Origin of the sequence: Flavobacterium sp. TR2 (genome assembly GCF_025252405.1) — a bacterium.
Classification (GTDB): Bacteria; Bacteroidota; Bacteroidia; order Flavobacteriales; family Flavobacteriaceae; genus Flavobacterium.
Genome location: NZ_CP104307.1, coordinates 2,579,886 through 2,603,253, shown reverse-complemented (window position 1 = coordinate 2,603,253; position 23,368 = coordinate 2,579,886). Strand labels below are relative to the sequence as shown.

Annotated in this window: 17 protein-coding genes; 10 read left to right on the top strand and 7 right to left on the bottom strand. The window is 34.8% G+C overall.

Features of this window, described 5'->3' with window-relative positions; all coding sequences use genetic code 11:
* Positions 1–36: 36 nt before the first annotated feature.
* Entirely contained in the window at positions 37–405 is a 369-nt protein-coding gene (locus N4T20_RS11430; RefSeq protein ID WP_260669287.1) for a GreA/GreB family elongation factor, read from the bottom strand.
* Between the two features lie 429 nt (positions 406–834).
* Between N4T20_RS11430 and N4T20_RS11425 the strand changes: the two genes are divergently transcribed.
* The 5 genes from N4T20_RS11425 (at position 835) to N4T20_RS11405 (ending at position 5,229) form a co-directional block, all read left to right on the top strand.
* Positions 835–1,260, top strand: coding sequence for a copper resistance protein NlpE (locus N4T20_RS11425; protein WP_260669286.1), 426 nt, complete (start codon positions 835–837; stop codon positions 1,258–1,260).
* A 76-nt stretch (positions 1,261–1,336) separates the two neighbouring features.
* Positions 1,337–1,741, top strand: a complete 405-nt coding sequence (locus N4T20_RS11420) for a hypothetical protein (RefSeq protein ID WP_260669285.1) — start codon at positions 1,337–1,339, stop codon at positions 1,739–1,741.
* A 200-nt stretch (positions 1,742–1,941) separates the two neighbouring features.
* Positions 1,942–4,266, top strand: coding sequence for a type IA DNA topoisomerase (locus tag N4T20_RS11415; protein ID WP_260669284.1), 2,325 nt, complete (start codon positions 1,942–1,944; stop codon positions 4,264–4,266).
* A 317-nt stretch (positions 4,267–4,583) separates the two neighbouring features.
* Positions 4,584–5,060, top strand: coding sequence for a DUF6265 family protein (locus N4T20_RS11410; RefSeq protein WP_260669283.1), 477 nt, complete (start codon positions 4,584–4,586; stop codon positions 5,058–5,060).
* Positions 5,061–5,091: 31 nt separating this feature from the next.
* On the top strand, positions 5,092–5,229 hold the full coding sequence (locus tag N4T20_RS11405) for a hypothetical protein (RefSeq protein WP_260669282.1): 138 nt from the start codon (positions 5,092–5,094) through the stop codon (positions 5,227–5,229).
* Positions 5,230–5,320: 91 nt separating this feature from the next.
* Here N4T20_RS11405 and N4T20_RS11400 read toward each other — a convergent pair whose 3' ends face one another.
* Positions 5,321–6,481, bottom strand: coding sequence for an MFS transporter (locus N4T20_RS11400; RefSeq protein WP_260669281.1), 1,161 nt, complete (start codon positions 6,479–6,481; stop codon positions 5,321–5,323).
* A 217-nt stretch (positions 6,482–6,698) separates the two neighbouring features.
* Between N4T20_RS11400 and N4T20_RS11395 the strand changes: the two genes are divergently transcribed.
* The 4 genes from N4T20_RS11395 (at position 6,699) to N4T20_RS11380 (ending at position 13,453) form a co-directional block, all read left to right on the top strand.
* Entirely contained in the window at positions 6,699–9,002 is a 2,304-nt protein-coding gene (locus N4T20_RS11395; protein ID WP_260669280.1) for a TonB-dependent receptor, read from the top strand.
* A 183-nt stretch (positions 9,003–9,185) separates the two neighbouring features.
* On the top strand, positions 9,186–9,911 hold the full coding sequence (locus N4T20_RS11390; protein WP_260669279.1) for a DUF4198 domain-containing protein: 726 nt from the start codon (positions 9,186–9,188) through the stop codon (positions 9,909–9,911).
* Positions 9,912–10,196: 285 nt separating this feature from the next.
* Positions 10,197–12,497, top strand: coding sequence for a TonB-dependent siderophore receptor (locus N4T20_RS11385; RefSeq protein WP_260669278.1), 2,301 nt, complete (start codon positions 10,197–10,199; stop codon positions 12,495–12,497).
* Between the two features lie 332 nt (positions 12,498–12,829).
* Positions 12,830–13,453: a GyrI-like domain-containing protein gene (locus N4T20_RS11380; protein WP_260669277.1), complete on the top strand. Its 624-nt coding sequence runs from the start codon at positions 12,830–12,832 to the stop codon at positions 13,451–13,453.
* A gap of 152 nt (positions 13,454–13,605) precedes the next feature.
* On the opposite strand, the gene N4T20_RS11375 is transcribed toward N4T20_RS11380, so the two are convergent.
* Positions 13,606–16,239: a valine--tRNA ligase gene (locus N4T20_RS11375; protein WP_260669276.1), complete on the bottom strand. Its 2,634-nt coding sequence runs from the start codon at positions 16,237–16,239 to the stop codon at positions 13,606–13,608.
* 288 nt (positions 16,240–16,527) lie between these two features.
* On the opposite strand from N4T20_RS11375, the gene N4T20_RS11370 reads away from it, so the two are divergent.
* Entirely contained in the window at positions 16,528–16,908 is a 381-nt protein-coding gene (locus tag N4T20_RS11370) for a DUF1573 domain-containing protein (protein WP_260669275.1), read from the top strand.
* A gap of 101 nt (positions 16,909–17,009) precedes the next feature.
* Here N4T20_RS11370 and N4T20_RS11365 read toward each other — a convergent pair whose 3' ends face one another.
* From N4T20_RS11365 to N4T20_RS11350, 4 genes are all read right to left on the bottom strand, one after another.
* Entirely contained in the window at positions 17,010–17,495 is a 486-nt protein-coding gene (locus N4T20_RS11365) for a hypothetical protein (RefSeq protein ID WP_260669274.1), read from the bottom strand.
* A 65-nt stretch (positions 17,496–17,560) separates the two neighbouring features.
* Positions 17,561–19,690: an OmpA family protein gene (locus tag N4T20_RS11360; protein WP_260669273.1), complete on the bottom strand. Its 2,130-nt coding sequence runs from the start codon at positions 19,688–19,690 to the stop codon at positions 17,561–17,563.
* Between the two features lie 10 nt (positions 19,691–19,700).
* Positions 19,701–20,627 (bottom strand): type IX secretion system membrane protein PorP/SprF, encoded by a 927-nt coding sequence (locus tag N4T20_RS11355; RefSeq protein WP_260669272.1) that lies wholly within the window; start codon positions 20,625–20,627, stop codon positions 19,701–19,703.
* A gap of 30 nt (positions 20,628–20,657) precedes the next feature.
* Positions 20,658–23,291 carry a gliding motility-associated C-terminal domain-containing protein gene (locus N4T20_RS11350; RefSeq protein WP_260669271.1) on the bottom strand — a complete coding sequence of 878 codons (2,634 nt, stop codon included), beginning with the start codon at positions 23,289–23,291 and terminating at the stop codon, positions 20,658–20,660.
* Between the last annotated feature and the right edge of the window lie 77 nt (positions 23,292–23,368).

The following is a 23,368-nucleotide window of genomic DNA, read 5'->3' as shown; positions in this document are numbered from 1 at the left end:
GGATTGTTACTAAACTTAAAACGAAACGTATTACACCTATTCTTCGACTTTTAAAATTTCTAGTTTCAGATTTCCTTTTTTAGCAGGCCATTCAATAATATCGTCTTCTTTGTAGCCAATCATTGCAATCCCTTCGTCTGAAAGAACCGAAATTTTGTTTTTGCTCACTTTTGCTTTTTCAGGACCTACTAGAAGAATGGTTTTTTCTTCGTTATTAATGTGGTCTCTGTAAGTCACTTTTCGATCTATCGAAACAACATCCTCAGGCAGATTTTTTCGCAATACCTGAGAGGCATATTTCAGTTCGCCTAACAAAAGCTCTTCTTCTTGAGCGGTTACTTTTTTTCTTCTTACGTGATCTTTAATTAAATCGTAGGTTCCTGTGGTTAAAATTATATGTGACATGACTTTCTTGTATGCTTCATTTTTTTCTTAAATATAACGCAACTCTTTACTGAACAGAACGCAAAGCGAACTGTTCAATACCATCATATCCTAAAAAAAAATGAGATTAAATAATAAAAAATTAAGCTATAAAAAATATCCCCTGTCTAGAGTTGTGACAGGGCAAAAGAAATAAACTCTTTTGAGCTTTTCAAGAAAGTATCGTCATGCAAATACAGCAATGTGCACATTAAGCACATCAGACAGCTGTTTATTAAATAAAAATTTGCAGTGATCATTACGGTATTAATTCTAATCTTTTCAGCAAGATACATTTTTTTTGACAATAAAAAAACTATAAAATTTACAATACGGTTTTACGTAAGGATTTTGATTTAAAACCTTTTATTTTTGAAAAAAACTCTTAAAATCATCCGAAAAACCAAACCCATGAAACTAATACTAGCTGCGTTACTTTTAATTTTAAAACTAAATTTATTTGCACAGTCTAATCAGTTTGCAGGCGATTACACTCGTTCGCTTTCTGGCGAAGATCATAAAATTGAATATCAAATGACTTTAAATCCAGACGGAACTTTTGAGTTTCACTATTATTCCAATATACAAGGGCGAACTCCGCAAGAAGTCAATAAATACGCAAAAGGAAAATGGAATGCAAAAGACAATTTAATTACTTTCTCTTCAGATAAAAAAACAGACTCAGACGAAAAATACAATCTAGATTTTAACAATTCAACGGCAAGATTTATCACTAAAAACCCAAGAGATAAAAGTGACAAAATTGTGAAAACAAAACTTCAATTTTTGGAATCGGAAATTGGTTTTATGAAACGAATTGATATTTTTAAAATATAAAGCTAATCTGTTCTACAAGTATTCAAATCAGTTTTTAACATATCAAATAAATTATACAAAAAGAGCCTTTAAACGCATGAAAAAAATCGTTTTTGCAGTTCTAACCTCTATTATATTAACTTCTTGCTTTGGTTTTTACGATTATGAAGTCGAAACGATTATCGATGACTATGAAGTTCTTTGGATTGATGTGCATGAATCAAGATCTTTAAAAAAAGGAGAAACATTAATTCCTGCATTTGTTTTTGCCACAGGGTATAACTCGAAATATATTTATTCCAAACAGCATCCGCTTTTAGAAAACTCCAAAGAAAAAATAAACATCAGCATAACCAACTATTATATTATTGAAAGGACAAAAAGCATTTTTCAAGACAAGCCAATTTTTGGACCATTCAATAAAACGGAGTTTGAAAAAAAATGCCAAGAGCTCGCCATCAAAAAACCAGAATTCAACTTAACTTTTTCAACCGAATTTTAATTAAAATTCAAGCCAATAAAAATTTGCCCTTTTTTGATGTAAACAACTTATTATCATTAGTCATACCCTCCGACTCCGCTCAGGGAGACAAAGAATGAGAATTACAGTCCAGAAAAACTTAGAGCCTTAGTATCTTAGAACCTTAGCAACTTTTCAGCAAAAAATCCCTATTTTCGCTCTTTCAATAAGAAAAGGAAAAAATGAAGGTCTGTATTGCTGAGAAACCAAGTGTAGCACGTGAAATAGCATCTGTTTTGGGCGCAAATACCAAACATGACGGCTATTATGAAGGTAATGGATATGCCGTGACATACACTTTTGGGCATTTATGCACCTTAAAAGAACCCAACGATTACAAACCGCACTGGAAAAGTTGGGATTTGAACAATCTGCCAATGCTTCCTGAAAAATTTGAAACCAAAGTGGTTCAGAATTCAGGAATTCAGAAACAGTTTAAAATTATTAAAAGCCTTTTTGAAAAAGCCGAAGTGGTCATTAACTGCGGGGATGCTGGACAAGAAGGAGAACTGATTCAGCGTTGGGTAATGAATGAAGCGCATTACAAAGGCGAAATTCAGCGTTTATGGATTTCATCGCTAACTACTGAAGCAATTAAAGAAGGTTTTGAAAACCTAAAACCATCAGCCAATTACGACAATTTATATTACGCCGGATTTTCCAGAGCTATTGGCGACTGGCTGCTGGGTATGAATGCCACACGTTTATACACTGTAAAACATGGCGGCTACAAACAAGTTTTGTCTATCGGGCGTGTGCAGACACCTACGCTCGCAATGGTTGTAGACCGTTTTAGAGAAATTGAAAACTTTAAACCCCAACCTTATTGGGAATTGCAGACTTTGTACAGGGAAACGCTTTTCAGTTATGAAGAAGGCCGTTTTTTAAACAAAGAAGATGGAGAAATTATCGCTGCAAAAGTAAAAGAAAGCGATTTTGAAATTGTTTCTGTAGATAAAAAGAACGGAAACGAATATGCTCCGAAACTCTTTGATTTAACAGGTTTGCAGGTTTATTGCAATCAGAAATTTGGATTTTCGGCAGAAGAAACGCTGAAAATTGCTCAGACTTTATATGAGCAGAAAGTAATCACCTACCCTAGAGTTGATACGACTTTTTTGCCAAATGACATTTATCCTAAAGTGCCGGGAATTTTGCAGAAATTGACCAATTATGCCGAATTGACCCAGCCTATTTTAGAGAAAAAAATCAAGAAATCGCCAAAGGTTTTCAACGACAAAAAAGTAACCGATCACCATGCGATTATTCCAACCGGAATTCAAAACAATCTGCCTCATAATCAGCAGCAGGTTTATGATATTATCACCAGACGCTTTATTGCCGTTTTTTACGATGATTGTCTTGTTGCCAATACCACGGTAATCGGAAAAGCTGCCGATGTGACTTTTAAAGCAACAGGAAAAGAAATCTTGAAAAAAGGTTTCCGTGTTGTTTTTGATACTTCGTCTTCGCTCAGTACGAACGCAAAAGAAAAAGAACCCGATTTATTACCCAGTTTTACGGTGGGTGAAAAAGGTCCGCATGAACCGTCATTTCTTCAAAAAGAAACCAAACCGCCCAATCAGTTTACTGAAGCGACTTTACTGCGCGCTATGGAAACGGCTGGAAAACAGGTTGACGACGAAGATTTGCGCGAATTGATGAAAGAAAACGGAATCGGGCGTCCGTCAACTCGTGCGAATATTATTGAAACACTTTTCAAACGCCAATATATAGTCCGAAACAAAAAACAGGTTTTACCGACTTTAACTGGAATTCAATTGATCGATACGATTCAGAACGAATTGGTAAAATCAGCAGAACTAACAGGAACTTGGGAAAAACAGCTGAAAGATATTGAAAAAGGCACTTTTACGGCTGCCGCGTTTATCAGAAATATGAAACATATGGTGGAATCATTGGTCTATGAAGTTCGAAGCGAAACCAAACACGCCAATATTTCTCATGCTGCAACGATTCAGAAACCTGTGGCAAAGGCTGAAAAAGAGAAAAAGAAAGCTTCTGGAATTTCGGCAGAAACTTGTCCGAAATGCCAAAAAGGAAATATACTGAAAGGAAAATCGGCTTTTGGATGCAGCGAGTACAAATCGGGTTGTGATTTTGTACTGCCTTTTGTTTTCCATGATAAAAAAATTACGGAAAGCCAGTATTTAAGACTGGTTCAAAAAGGCTCTACGGTAAACATAAAAGGTTTTAAAACCGATTCTGGAACCGTTGAAGGTTTAATTCGTTTTGAGGAAAATTACAAACTGAAATTAGAGCCAAAGAAAACCGATAAAAAAGCAGAGCCAAAAGAAAACTCAGATTCTTTGATGTGTCCGAAATGCAAAAAGGGAACTATTCTAAAAGGCAAAACGGCTTATGGCTGCGCCGAATACAAATCGGGCTGTGATTTTAAAGTCACTTTTGATGAAGTTCGAGAAAAACTAAAAGATCAAAAACCAACTAAGGAATTGGTTTATTCTATTTTGAGTGAAAGTGTTTGATTTTTTTTTAGCCACGAATTACACGAATTTTCACGAATTATTTTTTAAAATTACTGTGTCTTTATTATTTGCCACAGATTAAAAGGATTAAAATGTTTTTTTTGCTACAAATTGCACAAATTTCCACGAATTTATTTCACACAGATTTAATTTGATTTATTATTAAATCTGCTTAAATCTTTTTAAATCTGCGTGAGACAAAATCATTTTAATCCTTTTAATCTGTGGCAGATATCAAAAAATTAATTCGTGAAAATTAGTGCAATTCGTGGCAAACATTTTTTTCATACATTAGTGCTATCAAAAACCTTATAAATATGTTTCAGAAAATTACTCTTTTAGCACTTGTATTAGCTGCAGTTTCTTGCCAGAAAAAAGAAACGGTAGAAAAAGATAAAATCAAAAAAGCCGACTGGCTAATCGGGAACTGGGAAAATAAATCTCCTGAAGGAGTTTTATCTGAAAACTGGCAAAAGTTAAACGACAGCACTTTCAGCGCTTCTTCTTATTTCATCAAAGGAAAAGACACTTTGCACTTTGAAACTATTATTCTTGCGCAGCTAGGCGAAACGCTTACTTACAAAGCAACCGTAAAAGGACAGAATGACGATAAACCGGTTTTCTTTCCTTCTACTTCTGAAACAGAACAAAAATTGGTTTTTGAAAATCCAAAACACGATTATCCTCAAAAAATCACGTATACAAAAGGTGTAAATAATACTTTAACAGCAGAGATTTCTGGGAATTTGAACGGAAAACCGAGTTCTGAGAAGTTTGTGATGACGAAGAAATAAACTAAAAATCTATCTCAAAAAACATTTTTGAATGGAAGATATTGCAGTACTTTTAAATGGTTTCGATGGCTTTGATGGAATTGTAGATAAAATATCAGTTGAATATAATTCTAAAAATATCCAATTAGCCATTAAACAGTGGAGTTATGGTGAAACACATAATCTTTAACTTTTAAATCCTTAACTATATTTTCAAAATAAAACTCAGTAAAAGAAAGCCTTAGAACCTCAGCATCTCAGAACCTCAGCACCTTAAAAAATCACTCATTCTCCCCGATCTTATTCACCATAAAAATCATCAGAATTCCGAGAAGTGCCATAATAAGAAACGCCCATTTCATACTCAGGTATTCAGAGATAAAACCAACCATTGGCGGCACCAATAAAAATCCGAGGTAGCCAATTGTGGATATCGAAGTTAAAGCAGAACCGCTGCTTAATTTTGATGATCTTCCAGCAATGCTAAACACTAGCGGAACTACGCAAGAAACCCCAAATCCAATTAAAACGTAACCGAAAATAGTTGGGTAAGCATACGGCATGATAAAACAAATTCCGAAACCTGTTGTTATTAAGATTCCGCTGTAAAGCAGTATTTTTTTAGTTCCAAATTTCATTACGCCATAATCGCCAAAAATACGTCCCAAAGTTACTGCCGAAGCAAAAAATACAAAGGCAGCACTGGTTAGTTTTGGAGAAGCTTTTAAGATATTTTCAAAATAAATTCCGCTCCAGTCGTACATCGTATTTTCGCACGCCATCGAAACGAAACAGATCAAGGCAAATTTTATCAGATTTTTTTCTGGCATCGAAAAGAACTTCTTTTTAACGGGAACAGGTTCGTTGTGAATGCTCATCGGATAAAAACAAGCCGTCAGCGCCAGCATGAAAACACTTACTCCCAATAAATGATGCGATGGCGCAATATGCTGTGTTACCATTACGTAACCTAATCCTGCGCCCGAAAAGACAGCTATACTCCAAACCGCATGGAATCGGGTTATAATAGATTTTGGATATAATTTCTGCACTTCAAGAGATTGCGCATTAATCGATAAATTGAAAATATTACGAGAAGCTCCAAAGAATAAAAGTATGATGACCAACTGCCAAACAAATGCGGCCAAACCGGGCAAAGACAACGCAACATTAAACATAACTGCTCCAAGCAGCATAATGTAACGGCTGCTGTATTTATTTAACAGTTTTCCTGTAAAGGGCATTGTAAGCATTAAACCTATTGGAAAAGCAAATAAAACCGCTCCAAATTCGGCTTCAGAAAGTTTCAATTGGGCCTGTATGTGTGGGATTCTTGAAACCCAAGAAGAATAACCAAAACCCGACAGAAAGAAAAAAACAGTGTTGGCAATGCGGTATCCTGTAGGCGTATTTTGAATCTTTTTGAAGAATGGTAAAATCATTGGGTCTTTTTTCTAGCCGCAAAATTAAGGCTTTTTAAACTTTATACTGCTAAAACATCTGCTAAGAATTTTATTTAATTGCTTTCAAAATCACCTTTTAACAATTTAATCTGCAAATGATAAAAATAAAAATTGTTAAAGTTATTTTAATTTCTACATTTGCACTGTTTTTATTTGTTCTAAATAAAATTAATTACAAACCAAATTTAAAATAATAATGAATTATCTCAATTTGAAAACTTCGCGTTTTCTATTTTCAATCAGTTTTATATTTTCGTTTTTATCTGCCTTTGCACAAAACCATGGAAAAATTAAAGGGACAATTACAACATCTGATGGCGATGCCGCTGCTGGCGTAAATATCATCCTTAAAAACACTAAATATGGTACCGTTTCTACTGATGACGGCAATTTTGACTTTAATAAAGTAAGAGCCAATTCTTATACGCTTCAAGTATCTTTAACGGGTTATGAAACCTTAGAAACTGAAGTTACCGTAACAGAAAACGAAACCACTACGGTCAATTTACAGCTAAAGGTTTCTAATAAGGAATTACAAGAAGTGGTAATTAGCAATCCAAAAAGCATTATATCTAAAAAAACAGACTACGTTGCCAGAATGCCGCTTAAAAATTTAGAAAATCCGCAGGTTTATAATGTGATTCATAAAGAGCTTTTATTAGAGCAGGTTTCTGTAGATGTTAGAAGCGCTGTACAAAACTCTCCTGGCGCTGTACCTGTAACTTATCCTTCTGGCGGCGTTGGCGTAACCTTTAGAGGTTTCACCACAGGAATTAATGCTAGAAACGGAATGGAAACGGCAACAAACCGTTCTTCTACAGATCTTGCCAATGTGGAAAGAATTGAAGTTTTAAAAGGGCCATCAGGAACTTTATTCGGGTCAACTATTTCTTCTTTTGGGGGCGTGGTAAACTTAGTTACCAAAAAGCCTTTTGAAACAGCCGCAACCGAAGTATCTTACACAATGGGAAGTTATAACTTAAATCGTTTTACTGCAGACATCAACACTCCTTTAAAGAAAGACAAAAGTGTTTTATTCAGATTAAATGCAGCGGTCAACAGAGAAAAAAGCTTCTTGGATTTTGGCTTCAACAATACTGTCGCTATAACGCCTAGTTTGACTTATAAGGCAAGCGAAAAATTAACTTTTAATATTGATGCAGAATACATTAGCTCAAACAATACAAGACGCACTTATCACCGATATGATGCCAAATCTGGAATCACAAATCCTAGAGATCTACAAGTGGGCTACAGAAAATCGCTGTTTCATGATGATAATGATGCTAAAACTTCGGCGAATAAAGTTTTTGCTCAAGCAGAATATCAAATATCTGAAAATTGGAAATCGACAACATTATTCTCTTTTATGGGAGAAAATGTAGAAAGAAGCTACCAAACCTACACCCTTTGGCTTACACCATATCTGGCCGCAAGAAGAGTTGGCAATTGGGGACCTATTTACAACAACTACACTAATATTCAAGAAAATATAAATGGACAATTTGCAACGGGAAGCATCAAACATAGACTTTTAGTAGGTGCAAATTACAGTTTCAATAAAAATAGTTTTTCTTCTGGAGTTACAGCTTACCTAGATACTGTTGATGTTCGAGCACCTTTCGATCCTTTAAGAAGAAAAACAGTCGATGCAACTCTAAAACAGACAACATATCCTGTTGATGGCGACCAAACCTTTAGTATCTACGCTTCTGATGTCGTAAATTTTACCGACAGATTATCTGCTATGCTAAGTCTTCGTGTAGACAATTACAAACGCAAGGAAGTCGAGGGTACTGAAGGATATAATCAGACTGCTTTATCTCCAAAACTTGGATTGGTCTATCAGGTCGTTAAAGATCAGGTTTCTGTTTTTGCCAATTACATGAACGGATTCCAAAATTCTCCTCCCGCAACGCAACCTGACGCAACAAAATTGATTTTAGACCCTGTCTATGCCGTACAATATGAAGCTGGTGTAAAAATCGAAGCGTTTAATAAAAAACTGAGCACTACTTTGAGTTATTACAACATCACAATTGATAATGCAATTCGATATGATTCGAATGGCTTTGCATTTCAGGATGGAGTTCAAAAAAGCAAAGGCTTAGATTTTGAATTAATAGCCAATCCAATAAATGGCTTAAACATTATCGGGGGGTATGCATACAATGAAAATCGTATTCAAGAATCTGGAGCTACAGCCCCTGGAGCTCCAGAAAATGTAGCCAACTTTTGGACCACTTATACTTTGCAAAATACTGTAAAAGGCTTAGGAGCTGGTTTTGGATTAAATTATGTTGGAAAAAGCTATCTGTTTGAAGACAATGTTTTCTATATGCCATCCTATACAACTGCAAATGCTACTGTCTTTTATGACCAGCCTACTTGGAGAGTTGGAATTAAATTCAATAATATTTCAAGTGAAAGATATTGGGATTTTTACGGAAACTCACAAGCGTTGTCCAATTTCTTGGTTAATCTGACATTGAAATTCTAAAGTTTTTCTCTTTTCTAAAAACACCTCTGCCCTTTAGAAAAAGAACAGAATTGTAAAAACATAACATAAATCCTAGAAATCTTTGGCTTTTCATTGCAGTTTTCAAGACTTTTTATTTTTAATTATTCTAAATAAAACTTATGTTTGTAAAAAATATCATTCTAATAATTTAAACTTGATCGTATGAAATCAAATATTTTAAAAACAGCGAGCTTTTTATTTCTAATGCTTTTTGCCGCACCTCAGCTTTTCGCCCACGCACTTTGGATTGAAACTAAAGCAACAGGAACAAAAGGCAAAGCTCAAGAAATTTCGGTTTACTTTGGAGAGTTCTCTGATAACGACATTACAAAAGCTGATAAATGGTTTTCTGATTTAAAGGATTTCTCTTTAGTGGTAATTTCTCCATCTAAAAAAGAGGTTAAATTAACCTCTAAGGCTTTAGATAATAAATACCAAGCTTTTTTTACACCAGAAGAAGATGGGGTCTATACCATTGTGATGCACCATACCGTAAAAGACGTTTATGGCACTATGAAATTAGATTATAATTCTAGCGCAACTGTTGTAGTTGGAAATAAAACTGCTGGAAATACTATTGCTTCTAACACGAATAAAATTGCCGTTTTCTCAGAAAATGCGGACACAGCAAAGAAAGACGCTAAAATTACAGGCGTTGCCTCTTATGACGGAGCTATTGCTAAAGAAGCTAAAATTAAAGTAATTGCACCAAACGGCTGGGAAAAAGAATTGTGGACAAACGATAAGGGAGAATTTTCTTTTACACCAATCTGGTCAGGAAACTATATGGTTGAATATGCTCATACAGAAAAAGCTTCTGGAGATCATAACGGAAAAAAATACGATGAAATCTGGAAAATGGCAACTTATCAAATTGTTGTAAAATAATTTCCAGAAACTTCATTCTTAGGTTTTAATTTCAATTTAAAATAGGGTTGACTCAAAATTGAGACAGCCCTGTTTTTTTTTGCAAAATAGCCTTTACAGCACACCCTATCACTATTTAAACTCAAATTATTTACAAAATTAAAACAACATTAAAAAATTCTTAAGCAAATATTAAGACAAAACTAAGTAAGGTTTAAGCAATAAATCCATCTCATAATTTCCTGTTAAAGTGTCTGTTCATTTATATTTGCACTCTATAATTTTTATTGAATCTAAATAAATACCATGAAATATAATTTACTACTTGCACTAGGATTATTAAGTTTTGCCTCTTATGGTCAAGATTATTCAAGTAATGAAACGACTTCTTCTGTTACCGACACTGTAAAAAATAAAAAAGGAGAAATTCTAAACGAGGTTGTGGTTACCAAAACTAAAGAGCCAAAACCAGTAACAGCAGTTCGTTCCGGATTGAAACCTATGGATAATCCGCAAACCTTACAGGTTATCGGTTCTGAAGTTATCGAACAGCAGCAAGCCATCAGATTAAGCGAAGTTCTTAAAAATGCCAACGGTGTTTATGTAAGTTCTGCTCGTGGTGGCGCGCAAGAATCTTTCTTCTCAAGAGGTTATGATATGTCTGCTAATAATATGTTTAAAAACGGATTCCGTTACAATTCTGGCTCTATTCCTGATGTTTCAGGTTTAGAGAAAGTAGAATTTCTAAAAGGTGGTTCTGCACTACTATACGGAAATGTTGCTCCGGGAGGAATTGTAAACCTAGTAACCAAAACGCCACAGTTTAAAAGCGGAGGAGAAATCTCTATGCAAATGGGAAGCTACGCTTACTACAAGCCTGCTTTTGATTTTTATGGTGGCCTTACAAAATCAATTGCTTTTAGAATTAATGGTTCTTACGAAAACTCAGAAAGCTTTAGAGATGTTGTAAAAAACGAACGTATTTATGTAAATCCATCGTTGCTTTTCATTATTAACCCAAAAACTCAAATCACTGTACAAGGAGATTATTTAAGCGCAGACTGGACACCAGATTTTGGAACTGGAATTATTGGTAAAGAAATTTTAGATTTACCTCGTAGTGCTTTCTACGGGTCACTTTGGTCAAATGGAAATACAAAATCTGCTAGTGCATCTGTATTATTAAATCACGATTTTAACAAAAATTGGAAATTAAACTTTAACTCATCTTTCCAAAATTATAATAGAGGAAGCTATTCTACAGCACAATTATCAGGTCTTGACACTTATCCAACTCCTGGTGACTGGAATAGAGGTTTAACTAAAAACAAAAACTTAGAACAAATTCTTGGAGACCAATTGAGTTTACAGGGAACTTTTAATACCGGATCTGTAAAACATCAAATCTTTACTGGTGTTGATTGGGAAAACTCATTTGCAACAGCTTACACTTTTACATTTGATGAAAAATATGTGCAAATCGGCATTAAAGATGGCAAACCTGTTTATGGACCAACACTTTATGACAAGATAAACTTATTCACTTTTGATCCTGCAGACCAAAGAATGGACATTCCAACAACTGACAGAGCAACTCAAATTACAAAAACAGACACAAATCGTTTTGGGGTTTATTTTCAAGATTTCATTTCGATCACAGATAAATTTAAAGTCTTGGCAGGTATAAGATGGTCTTGGCAAGAAGCTGAAGTTAGCACATACAAAGAAACTAAAACTGGTGCAGGAAATCCTCAAGATGCTGTTCCAACAGTAACGCCAAAACGCTTAGATAATGCATTTTCTCCAAAAGCTGGATTAGTGTATCAGCCGACAAAAGATATTTCAGTATTTGGAAGCTATTCTACTTCTTTTACTCCAAATACAGGAACAACTGTAGATTTACAGCCTATTGAAGCTTCTATTATCGATCAATACGAGGTTGGAGTAAAGAAAGATTGGTTTAACGGATTGTTAAGCACAAATGTTACAGTTTATCAAATTACAAACAGCAACTTGGCTCAAATGGCACCATATAAAGCTGACGGAAGCGATAATTTTGATGCAAACATTAAAATGCTAAGCGGAGAAACCAAAAGTAAAGGTGTCGAAGTTGATGTTACAGCAGCGCCAGCAGATGGTTTAAATATTATTGCAGGATACAGCTACAATGATATGCGCTACACCAAAACTTCAGGATTGAACGGTAGTTTTGTTGAAGGAGACCGAGTAGCGAGAACGCCGCTAAATACTGCTAACTTAAGTTTCTTTTATACTCTGCAATCAGGATTATTTAAAGGAGTTTCTTTTGGAGCAATCGGAAACTATATCGGAGATCGTTTAGGAGGATGGAATGATGATTATGTATGGACAGAAAATAAACCTTCAACAAACCCGAAAACGTACACTGTAACAATTAGAGATCGTGATATTCCGCTAGAAGGTTATTTTACAATTGATGCTTCTGTTGGATATACTTGGAGAAAATTCTCGATTCTTTGCAAATTATCAAACATTACAAACACATTAAATTATACTGTTCACGAAAATTATAGCGTGAACCCAATTGCTCCTCGTCAGGTTATGACAAGCTTGCGATACAAGTTCTAAAATATTGAATTAGATGTTTTTTTATCCCAAGATTTTCTGACTTTCTAAAACAGAAAAATCTTGGGATTTTTATTTTAAGTTCAGCTCAAATCCAATTGCAATATTTTTTCCTTGAGTAAAAAACAGCCACGACGCAAGCGAAAGCGAACAAGCAAAGCATTTCAAGATTTTTATTTTTAAAATCTATTCGTGAATCATTATTTCATTCAAAGATTGTAAAAAATAAAATTTGTGAATTCGTGGCAAAAAAAAAAAAAAAATAAAGCACAACTTCTGCTGACATACCCTTGTCACTTCATCCCTTTTAATTTGCATTATAAAACCTAAAAAAGATGAGCAAATTAGATTTAACCAAAACAGACAAGACTTACTATAATGCTAAAACTATTCCCGAAATCGTTTATATAGAAAAAACGAATTACATATCGCTTATAGGTCAAGGAGATCCTTCTGGAAAAGAATTTTCAGAAAAAATTCAAGCATTGTACACCACGGCTTATGTCATTAAATTTATGCAGAAGGCAATGAACAATGACTTTGTTGTTCCAAAACTAGAAGCATTATGGAGTTTTGACGATAAAAAATACGCATCTATTTCTATGGATGAAGCTCCGCAAAAAATACCCCGTTCTGAATGGAATTACAGAATCATGATTAGAATGCCCCATTTTGTAACAAAGGAACAAACCAAAGAAGCTATTGCAATTGCGGTCAGCAAAAAACAAAATGAATTAGCAAACGCAATTGAGTTCTTTGAACTAAAAGAAGGCAAAGTCATTCAGATTCTTCACATTGGCCCTTTTGATACTGAACCACAAACTCTTAAAAAAATTCAAGATTTTAGCATTCAGAACAATCTGCAGCAAAATGGGCTGCATCATGAAATTTATCTTTCAGATTTCCGTAAAACAGCTCCCGACAAATTAAAAACAATACTTAGAGAGCCTGTAAAATAGTTTTTTTTTACAGCCACAAATTCACGAGTTTTATTCTTAAACTAATATTTCACTCAAAGATTGTGAAAAATAAAATTCGTGAATTCGTGGCAAAAAAAAAGACCTAACAAGTTTTAAAAACCTGTTAGGTCTGCTTATAAAAGAAATATTTTTTATTTCAAGCCAGCCAAACTCTGCTCGATTGTAGCAATTTTTGCTAGAGCATCTGCTTGTTTTTGTTTTTCTAAATTAAGAACCTTCTCTGGAGCTCCATTTACGAATTTCTCGTTTGAAAGTTTTGCTTCAACAGATTTCAAGAATCCTTTTGTGTAATTTAATTCTTCTGTAAGTTTTGCAATTTCAGCTTCTACATCAATATTTCCTGTAATCGGAATGAAATATTCATTTGATTTTACACGGAAAGACAATGCTCCGTCTACTTTTTCAGAAACATATTCGAAAGCCGAAACATTTCCTAGTTTTGTTATGATTGAATCAAAATAAGTAGAAACATTTTCGCTGTTGATTCCTTTTAATTCGATTGCATCCTTAAACGGAATATTTTTGTCTTTACGAATCGTTCTGATTCCAGAAATCACTTCAATTGAATTTTCGAAATCAGCAATCAATTTGGCATCAAATGGTTTTACTTCTGGCCAAGTTGAAACAATTAAAGCTTCTTCTGGGGTTCTTTCAGCAATTAATTGCCAGATTTCCTCAGTCAAGAAAGGCATAAACGGATGCAATAACTTCAAGTTGTTTTCTAGCATTTCGATCGCTTTCGCGAAAGTTACGCTGTCAATTGGCTGCTGGTAAGCCGGTTTGATCATTTCTAAGAACCATGAACAGAAATCATCCCAAACCAATTTATAAATTGCCATCAATGAATCAGAAATTCTGTATTTCTCAAAATTATCTTCGATATCTACTAAAGTCTGCTGCAATTTTGCTTCGTACCATTCGATTGCCACTTTTGATGATTCTGGCTGTGGAATTGTTTCAGAAACTTCCCAACCTTTAATCAATTTGAAAGCATTCCAGATTTTGTTTGAAAAAGCTTTTCCTTGAAGGCATAATTCTTCGTCAAACATAATATCGTTTCCTGCAGAAGCACTTAAAAGCAATCCTACACGAACACCATCGGCACCAAATTTTTCAATTAAATCTAAAGGATCAGGAGAGTTTCCTAATGATTTAGACATTTTACGGCGCTGTTTATCACGAACTAAGCCTGTTAAATATACATTCGTAAATGGTTTTTCACCTGCATATTCGTAACCCGCAATAATCATTCTCGCAACCCAGAAAAATAAAATATCCGGACCGGTTACCAAGTCATTTGTTGGATAGTAATATTTAAAGTCTGGACTTTCTGGATCCATAATTCCGCCAAAAACTGACATTGGCCATAACCAAGATGAGAACCATGTATCTAAGGCATCAACATCTTGTTTTAAGTCAGATGTTGTCAGTGAGCTGTTAGATGTTTTTTCTTTTGCTAAAGTTAAAGCGTCTTCAATATTTTCTGCAACTACGAAATCTTCTTTTCCGTCTCCGTAATAGTATGCCGGAATTTGTTGTCCCCACCATAATTGGCGAGAAATATTCCAATCGCGAATATTGTTTAGCCAGTGCGCATAAGTATTTTCAAAACGTTTTGGATGCAATTTAATGTCTCCCGTCTCTAAAACCGACTTAATGGCTGGTTTTACCAATTCTTCCATTTTCAAGAACCATTGGTCTGATAATCTTGGTTCGATTACCGCTTTTGTTCTTTCAGAAGTTCCTACTTTATTTAAGTGCGTTTCTGTTTTTGCCAAAGCGCCAATTTCTTCCAATTCTTTTGCAATTTCAGTACGAACCACAAAACGGTCTTTTCCTTGATAGTGCAATCCGAAACTGTTTAAAGTAGCATCTTCATTAAAAATATCAACGATTTCTAAGTTGTGTTTTTCACCCAGCGTTTTATCGTTCATATCGTGCGCAGGCGTAACTTTCAAACATCCTGTTCCGAATTCTACGTCTACATATTCATCTTCAATAATAGGAATTACTCTTCCGCAGATTGGAACAATGGCTTTTTTACCTTTTAAATGTGCAAAACGCTCATCGTTTGGATTGATACAGATTGCAGTATCTCCAAAAATAGTTTCCGGACGTGTTGTAGCGATGGTTAAGAAATCTTCTGAACCTTCGATTTTATATTTTAAGAAAAATAATTTTCCTTGCTGTTCCTCATAAATTACTTCTTCGTCAGAAAGAGTAGTTTTTGCTTCTGGATCCCAGTTCACCATACGGTATCCTCTGTAGATTAACCCTTTGTTGTATAAATCTACAAACGATTTAATTACAGATGCAGACATATCTGGATCCATCGTGAATTTCGTACGTTCCCAATCGCAAGAAGCACCTAATTTTTTAAGTTGCTCCAAGATTGTTCCGCCATATTTATCTGTCCATTCCCAAGCGTGTTTTAGGAATTCTTCGCGGGTCAAATCGTTTTTATTAATTCCTTCTGCTTTTAATTTCGCTACTACTTTTGCTTCAGTAGCAATAGATGCGTGATCTGTTCCAGGTACCCAACAAGCGTTGAAACCTTTAAGACGCGCTCTACGAATTAAAACATCCTGAATCGTATTATTCAACATATGTCCCATGTGAAGGACTCCAGTGACGTTTGGCGGCGGAATTACAATGGTGTACGGTGTTCTATGATCTGGTTCTGAATGAAAATAGTTGTTTTTCATCCAGTAATCATACCATTTACTCTCAATCGTCTTAGCGTCAAATTGTGCTGGAATTGTCATTTACTAGGGTTGTTTAATCGTTAATTTTTTAACCGTTTTAATCGGTTTTGATCATTGGATTTCAAATTGAACCGTTTTCTTAATTTTCTGTTTAAAGCATCATTTATAATTCAATCTCAACGACTAAACAAATAAAGGATTAAACGGTTAAATAAAAAACTGGTTCAATTTTTGTATTTATAACTGACAGCAAAAGTAAATAATTAAGTAGACTATAAAAAGAGAAATAATAATTTGTGTGTTAATTAAAAGAATGTATATTTACTTACAATTAAAAAAAGATTTCATATGAAAAATGCAGCCTCTTTTATTGCAGTTCTAGTATTTAGTGCAATAAGTTATGCTCAAAACGGCCCAAAAATTGAATTTGCAGCCCCAGACAATACTATTGATTATGGAAAAATTTCTAAGGGTGACAATGGGCTTCGTTCCTTTGAATTTACAAACACTGGAGATGCTCCTTTATTAATTACAGGGGCAGAATCTACTGTAAGTTCTATTGTTGTAACAAAACCTGCGGCAGCAATTATGCCTGGCAAAAAAGGAAAAATCGATGTAAAATATAATATGGTCGCAGGACCGATCCGTAAAACGATTACTGTTGAAACAAACGCAGTAAACTATCCTGACGGAAGAGTAGCTCTTAAAATTAAGGGTGAAGTTCAATAAGAACAAAATATTCTAAAAGAACAAAAGCCGTTTCTAAATCTAGAAACGGCTTTTTATTTTAAAGTAAAAACATCTTCTTGTTAAGTCTTTCTTCTGAGACTTTATTTTTTCTCAGCGCATTCAGCAGTATCAAACTTGTATTTTACGCTTTCAAAATCAATAGGTTTGTCTTTTACCAAATAAGTAACTCCCATTGTAGTCTGCATGGTTCCGTTTCCTAAAATAAGCTGATTGTTACGTTTTAAAAACGCCATCGGATTTTTGAATGTTTTCTCTCCGTTTACATTATCTTTAAAAGTATAATCTACAAACAAAGTATCTCCATGAAACTCGCCCGCAACTTCTCCTGTTCTAACAGTTGAAGGCGCAACCTTCATAATCATGTCTCCAGCCAGTTTTCCATTCTTTAAAGTATTCAATTTTAAATCTATTGTATCCTTTTCATAAATTGCTTTGTAGCAAGCTGTGCTTACTACGGCTTCACCTTCTGCTTTTGCAGCTTCGGCAGCTTTTTGTTTTTCTTCATTTTTACAGCTTTGCAATCCAATGAAGGATAAAAGCAAACAAGACAAGGTTAGATTTCTCATAATTTTTCTATTTTATTGATGTCAGCATAAAATTAAAGAAAAAAGATTTTCTTCTGATCATAATTTTATAAATTTTTAATTACAAATTCAGATCTTCTGTTTAATTCGTGTTCTTCTTCTGAGCAAGATTCATCTGTTTTGCATTTTACAATCGGAACCGATTCGCCATAGCCTTTTGCAGAAACCCTTTTGGCTTCAATTCCAGATTGGACAATAAAATCTCTAGTTGAGTTTGCTCTTTTCTGAGATAAATCAGCGTTGTACTTCTCGTTTCCTCGTGAATCGGTATGCGAGCCTATTTCGATTGCCATATCAGGATATTTCTTCATCAATTCGACAACTCTTCCTAAAATTACTTTTGATTCTTTACGAATGTACCACAAATCATAATCAAAGTAAATTGGATCTGTTTTAATGATTAAACGGTCTTTGTCTTTTACGACATCTTTTTCCTTTGCTAGAATCTCTTTTACCTTTTCCTGCTTTTTAATTTCAGCAGCAACGATAGCCGCTTCTTTGGTTTTTTTCTCTTTTTCTTTTAACTCAAGTGCCGCCAAAGCTTCTTTTTTCTTGTTTTCTTCTTCAATAATAATTTCCTGCTTTCTCTTATTTTCGGCAATCTGTTTTTCTTCTTTTTTAATTGCTTCTAAAGATTTCAAAGCCAAAGAACCATCATTTACTTTATCTCTAGTTTTATCTAATGTTAGTATTTTAGAAGCATTCGTATAATTTTCTTTGAAAGCGCTAATTTTGTACGAAGCCTCACAAGCAACCGTAAAACTAAATTTCCCGTCAGCAGAAGTTGTAATCGTGCTTAAGGTTTTATTTTCTGAATCTTGCAGTAATACCGTTGCGTTTTCAAGAGCCAACCGGGTATCAATATCGGTAATGGTTCCAGCAATAAACTGTTTGCAGTCTTCAACAATCAAGTCTTTTATTTCCTTGAATTGATAAATATCGTCGCTTCCTTTCCCTCCTTCTCTATTCGATGCAAAAAATCCTTCTTTGGTATTGGAATCAATATTAAAAGCAAAATCATCTAAATTAGAATTCAGCGGAAGTCCGACATTTACAGGTTTTGAATATTCATTTCCATTAATTTCCGAAACAAAAACATCTAAAGATCCGTAACCTAAATGCCCATCTGATGAAAAATATAATTTATTGTCTGCCGAAGCAAAAGGAAACTGTTCTCTCTTGTAGGTGTTAATTTCAGAACCTAAATTCTTCGGAGTATCAAATGCGCCTTTATTTATGTTTACTGAATAAATATCAAAAGACCCCAAAGACCCGGGCATATCTGAAGCGAAGTACAATATTTTTTCGTCTGCGCTCAAAGCGGGATGCTCAACAGAATAATTAGGGCTATTGAATGGAAGCGACGTAATATTTGTCCATTTTCCTTCTACCAGTTCTGCTTTAAAAATCTGAAGATTGGAAACTTTTTTATCATCTTTTTTCTTCTTTCCGTTTTTAGAATTGTTTCGGGTAAAATATATGGTCTTGCCATCTTTTGTAAAAACGGCATTCGATTCGTGCATTCCTGTTTTTAATTCTTTGGCAAAATAATGAACGATGGAATCTGCCGAATTCATGTTTTTTAAAGGAATTGAAACCAAATTCAAATAGGTTTCATTGTCCCATTTAAATTTTTTGTCAAACAGGCCTGGCTTCAACTTTACTCCCGCAAAAACTAACTTTTCTTGGTATTTAACCGCTCCGAATTCAGAATTTGGAGTGTTTATGGCTAGATTTTTTATTTCGAAACGCTTGCCGATTGCGGTAACATTTTCTAAAGTTTTAAGTTCTTTTTCAAAATTGGCAATATCTTCTGGATTAGAAGATTTGGCATAATATTCTTTTAAATTGGCGTTTGCATCATCGGTGCTATTGGTTGCTTTTAAAGTCTGCGCGTGTCTAAAGTAATATTCCCGGTCTACATTATTGCTGTAATTTGAAATTAAAAGACGATAATAACGCTGTGCTTTTACCAAATCATTAGTATAGAAATAAGAATCGGCCAAGTTTTTAATGACTTCTTGCGAAGGTCTTTCGTCTGCTAATTTTTGGTATAAAATAATGGCTTCGCTGTAGTAGGTTTTATCAAAAAAACGTTTTGCTCTAATCAATTCCTGATCCTGGGCTTTTATAAACTGTATTGAAAATACGAATATAATAACGAGTAATTTTTTCATATTTTTCATTTTAGAAGAATCTTGGTGATTTATCAAATCCTTTTCCTAACAAGTCCAAATCAAACAGCAGCATAATTTCATGCGTTCCAGAATTAAACTGGCCAAAGTTTGTGAGCGTATAATCATACGCATAACCTACTCTCAGCGTAGGCGTAACATTGATATTGAATAAAGCGCTTACTGAATCATCAATTCTGTATGCGGCTCCAAATTCAAACTTTTCGTTGTACAGAACATTCGCAGTAACATCTAAAGTGATTGGCGCGCCTTTTACAAATTTTGACATAAAGGCAGGCTTTAATTTCAGCTTATCGTTAACTTGAAAAACATAACCAGCCGTTAAAAAAGTGTGCATTTCTTCAGCACCAAAAGCATTAATTCCTGATTTTTCTTCAATGTATTTTGATTTCAGCAGATTAGGCACAGATAGTCCAACATACAGATTATCTCTAAAATAGTAGGCTCCAACTCCAATATTTGGTTTTGTTGCATTTATATTTTCTGAAAAGGCAAAATCTGTCTGGGGATCTGTAAAATGAAAACCGTTAAAATTGGTTTGCATAGATGAAAATCCAGCTTTTAAACCCAGCGACAATTTATTTTTTCCGCCTAATTTTAAAACATAGGCAAAATCAGCGTAAACATTATTTTCTTTTTTGGCTCCATCACCAATATCATCCGAAATAAAAGAGATGCCTGCTTCTATTTTGTCATTGATCGCAGTATGTCCAAAAAACGTAAATGTTTTTGGAGAACCGTATGCGCCCACCCATTGCGTTCTGTACAACCCGCCAAAATTCATCATGGCAGGAACTCCCGTTGCATACGCAGGATTGACCACGCTCATATTGTACATATAATGCGTGTATTCTGGATCTTGCTGCGCTGAGACCGATAAATAGAAAAGGAAATGTATAAGGAGTATTATTTTTTTCATTTGAAAACCATATTAAAATGTAAAAAAGGATTATCGATTTAAATAAAGACGGCCTTGTTTTGGCGGTTTATTGTCTTTATTGAAATGCAGCACATAAAAGTAAACTCCATTGGGTGCAATGCCTCCAGCGATACCGCTCTTTTCATAGTTTTTGCCATCCCAAGCTGGCTTACTGTTATCTCCTTTATACATTCCGTTTCCGTATCTGTTATAAATTTCAAGCGTATAATTTGGATATAAAAATTCAATATCTTTTATCACAAACGAATCGTTTACGCCATCTCCGTTTGGCGAAAATCCGTCTGGAATAAAAAACTCATACGCCGCAACCTCACAGTCCTGCAATGAAACTTTTATTTCTTTGTAGTTTTCTGAAAGGCATCTAGTTGTTTCGTTTAAATCGTATCCGTAATAAGTTGCATTATGAACTAATAATGTTGCAGAAGGCAATAAATTACCGTCTACTGCATCGTACCAAGAAACTGTTGAAGGAACATTTGTTTTGTTAGAAAGATCACTTATTTTAGGGTTTGCCAATCCGCAGAAGTCTGCTGTTCCTGTCATTTCTGGTGCTGGCGTATCATGAATAATGACCGAAACTTTTGCTGGTTCTGATGTACATCCTGCCGTAGAAGTTTCTCGAACGAAATAATCTTCTGTTTTTAAAACATAATCAACCGCAAGGGGCGCTGTTGCTGCTGCAGCATTATACCATTTATATTGCGATCCTTTTGGTTCTAAATTGGCTATTACGGCTCCATCAACTTTACAAAACTGCTGGTCTGCAACAATTGGCGCTAGCGGAATCGGATTAATTACAAAATCATCTGCGGCATTGCTTAAATTTACATTACAGTTTGTAACTGTATTAGTTAAATTCAATAATGTAATTTTTGTCGTTCCTGCAGTTAAAAGCAATTCGGCAGGAATAACAAAATCTAATCTGCCATTTGCCACAGCTTTGGCAATTGTCTGTACAGAAGAAGAATTAGCTCCTGAAAGCGTGTATGAAATACTCGCATTTGTCAAATTGCCTAAACCCGAAACTGCGACTGTAACGGGTGCATTCAGACAGTAATCATTAACTTTTGCAACCACCGTTACGGCATTGGGCAACGGATTTATATTTAAATTTCCTGCAACATTTGCTGTATTGGTGCATTGAGGTGAAGGGTTTGTAATATCAGTTATGCTATAAATGGTAACCACAGACAATCCGCTTCTTACAGTCAGGTTTCCGGGAATTGTAAAAGATGCTTTTCCGCCAACTGCAAGCATTTCTGCTGTTTCGCCAAGAGCCAGATTTTCTCCATTTATGTTATAAGAAATAAGATATTTTCCGTCTGGCAATTGAGGCGTAATAACTTGAATTGTCGCAGGATCATTTTGACAAATAGGAAGTGCCGATAATGTGGCATTAGTCAATCGCGGTAACGGATAAATGGTTAAAATAGTTGAAAACGGACTAAAAATATCTACACATTTTCCTTTGCTAGATGTTGAGACGATGCGCGTAACCGTAATAGTATACTTGCCCACTTGTCGAAAATAAGCGGATTTGATTGGAAAGTTAAATACTCCATTCACAAAATCACCTCTTACATTTTCAAATCCAGATGTTTCAGGTCCTGCAACACTATAAGTAATGTCATATTCTCCATTTGGAATACTTTCTGTCCCTTGTATAATCTTTGCCGAATACGTTGCCGTGGCAATTTCCGATTCGCAGATATCTTTACTAACTGCGATTTTTGATCCTGTAAAATCAAGTCTTTTTTCAAGCAATATCTTTACAGTAGCATCATCATTTTCACATATATAGTTGTTAGGAACTGCTAAAACAGTATAAGTATAAAAATATTCTCCTGGCCCATTTGCATCGAACAATTCTTGAAGATTAATATTATGATCCGTGGCCGATGATATTCCGATGCCTGTCCATGTGCCTCCGCTGTCTTCACCAGTAAGCTGATCATTTAAATCTAAATTGGTATATCCTGCTAAATCAGTAGTGCCGCATAATTCCAAATTTTGAGGGTCTCCTGCTTCTGGAGCTATATAAATTGTCACCTGTACATTGGTCGATTTTTCGGCAGGAGAACAAGCGGGCACGGCAGGCACAGTATAGATAAAGTGAAGCGTAGTTTTAGCTGTATATTGGTCAATCTTTATGCTGGATTCTACAGGCACCCCTTTGTCGGTTGTAAATTTACCATTTACATGAGGCCCCATTACTTTACTGTCAAAAGCTGTAAAAAGATTAAAAAACCTATCTTTACTACAAACTGTTGCTTCCGATCCAACTCCCACATATGCACCTATCGTAATCGTGACTACAGCCTTGTTATCTGTACATCCGGAAGTTGCTGGAGCGGTATAAGTATAATAATATGTTCCGCCGCCAAGAATAAGCTGTGCGTTTAAAATACCATTGGAAGCATCTAGACCTTGCTTACTACTCCCCGTCCATGTTCCGCCAGGAACTGGAGAACCGCCTAATAAAGAAAATAAATTTACAGATTGATAGATTGGATTAGAAACATCGCAAATTAATTCATTTGTATTATCGTCACCAGCACATTGTGCCGTTAGTTTGGAAGGAAATAACGTAAAAAAAATAAAAAACAATACAAAATGGAGGGGGCTAATGTAGTTTTTTGCCATAGATTAAATTTTCCCTAAACATAAGAAAATATTTAACAAAAAAACTATTTTTTAGTAAACTTATTTTCACAAAAAAG

Coding starts and splice junctions, on each gene's coding strand:
- N4T20_RS11390 (WP_260669279.1), top strand. CDS start 9,186: ATGAAATCAAATATTTTAAAAACAGCGAGCTTTTTATTTCTAATGCTT.
- N4T20_RS11365 (WP_260669274.1), bottom strand. CDS start 17,495: ATGAGAAATCTAACCTTGTCTTGTTTGCTTTTATCCTTCATTGGATTG.
- N4T20_RS11430 (WP_260669287.1), bottom strand. CDS start 405: ATGTCACATATAATTTTAACCACAGGAACCTACGATTTAATTAAAGAT.
- N4T20_RS11425 (WP_260669286.1), top strand. CDS start 835: ATGAAACTAATACTAGCTGCGTTACTTTTAATTTTAAAACTAAATTTA.
- N4T20_RS11380 (WP_260669277.1), top strand. CDS start 12,830: ATGAGCAAATTAGATTTAACCAAAACAGACAAGACTTACTATAATGCT.
- N4T20_RS11360 (WP_260669273.1), bottom strand. CDS start 19,690: ATGAAAAAATTACTCGTTATTATATTCGTATTTTCAATACAGTTTATA.
- N4T20_RS11350 (WP_260669271.1), bottom strand. CDS start 23,291: ATGGCAAAAAACTACATTAGCCCCCTCCATTTTGTATTGTTTTTTATT.
- N4T20_RS11355 (WP_260669272.1), bottom strand. CDS start 20,627: ATGAAAAAAATAATACTCCTTATACATTTCCTTTTCTATTTATCGGTC.
- N4T20_RS11405 (WP_260669282.1), top strand. CDS start 5,092: ATGGAAGATATTGCAGTACTTTTAAATGGTTTCGATGGCTTTGATGGA.
- N4T20_RS11420 (WP_260669285.1), top strand. CDS start 1,337: ATGAAAAAAATCGTTTTTGCAGTTCTAACCTCTATTATATTAACTTCT.
- N4T20_RS11415 (WP_260669284.1), top strand. CDS start 1,942: ATGAAGGTCTGTATTGCTGAGAAACCAAGTGTAGCACGTGAAATAGCA.
- N4T20_RS11395 (WP_260669280.1), top strand. CDS start 6,699: ATGAATTATCTCAATTTGAAAACTTCGCGTTTTCTATTTTCAATCAGT.
- N4T20_RS11375 (WP_260669276.1), bottom strand. CDS start 16,239: ATGACAATTCCAGCACAATTTGACGCTAAGACGATTGAGAGTAAATGG.
- N4T20_RS11400 (WP_260669281.1), bottom strand. CDS start 6,481: ATGATTTTACCATTCTTCAAAAAGATTCAAAATACGCCTACAGGATAC.
- N4T20_RS11370 (WP_260669275.1), top strand. CDS start 16,528: ATGAAAAATGCAGCCTCTTTTATTGCAGTTCTAGTATTTAGTGCAATA.
- N4T20_RS11385 (WP_260669278.1), top strand. CDS start 10,197: ATGAAATATAATTTACTACTTGCACTAGGATTATTAAGTTTTGCCTCT.
- N4T20_RS11410 (WP_260669283.1), top strand. CDS start 4,584: ATGTTTCAGAAAATTACTCTTTTAGCACTTGTATTAGCTGCAGTTTCT.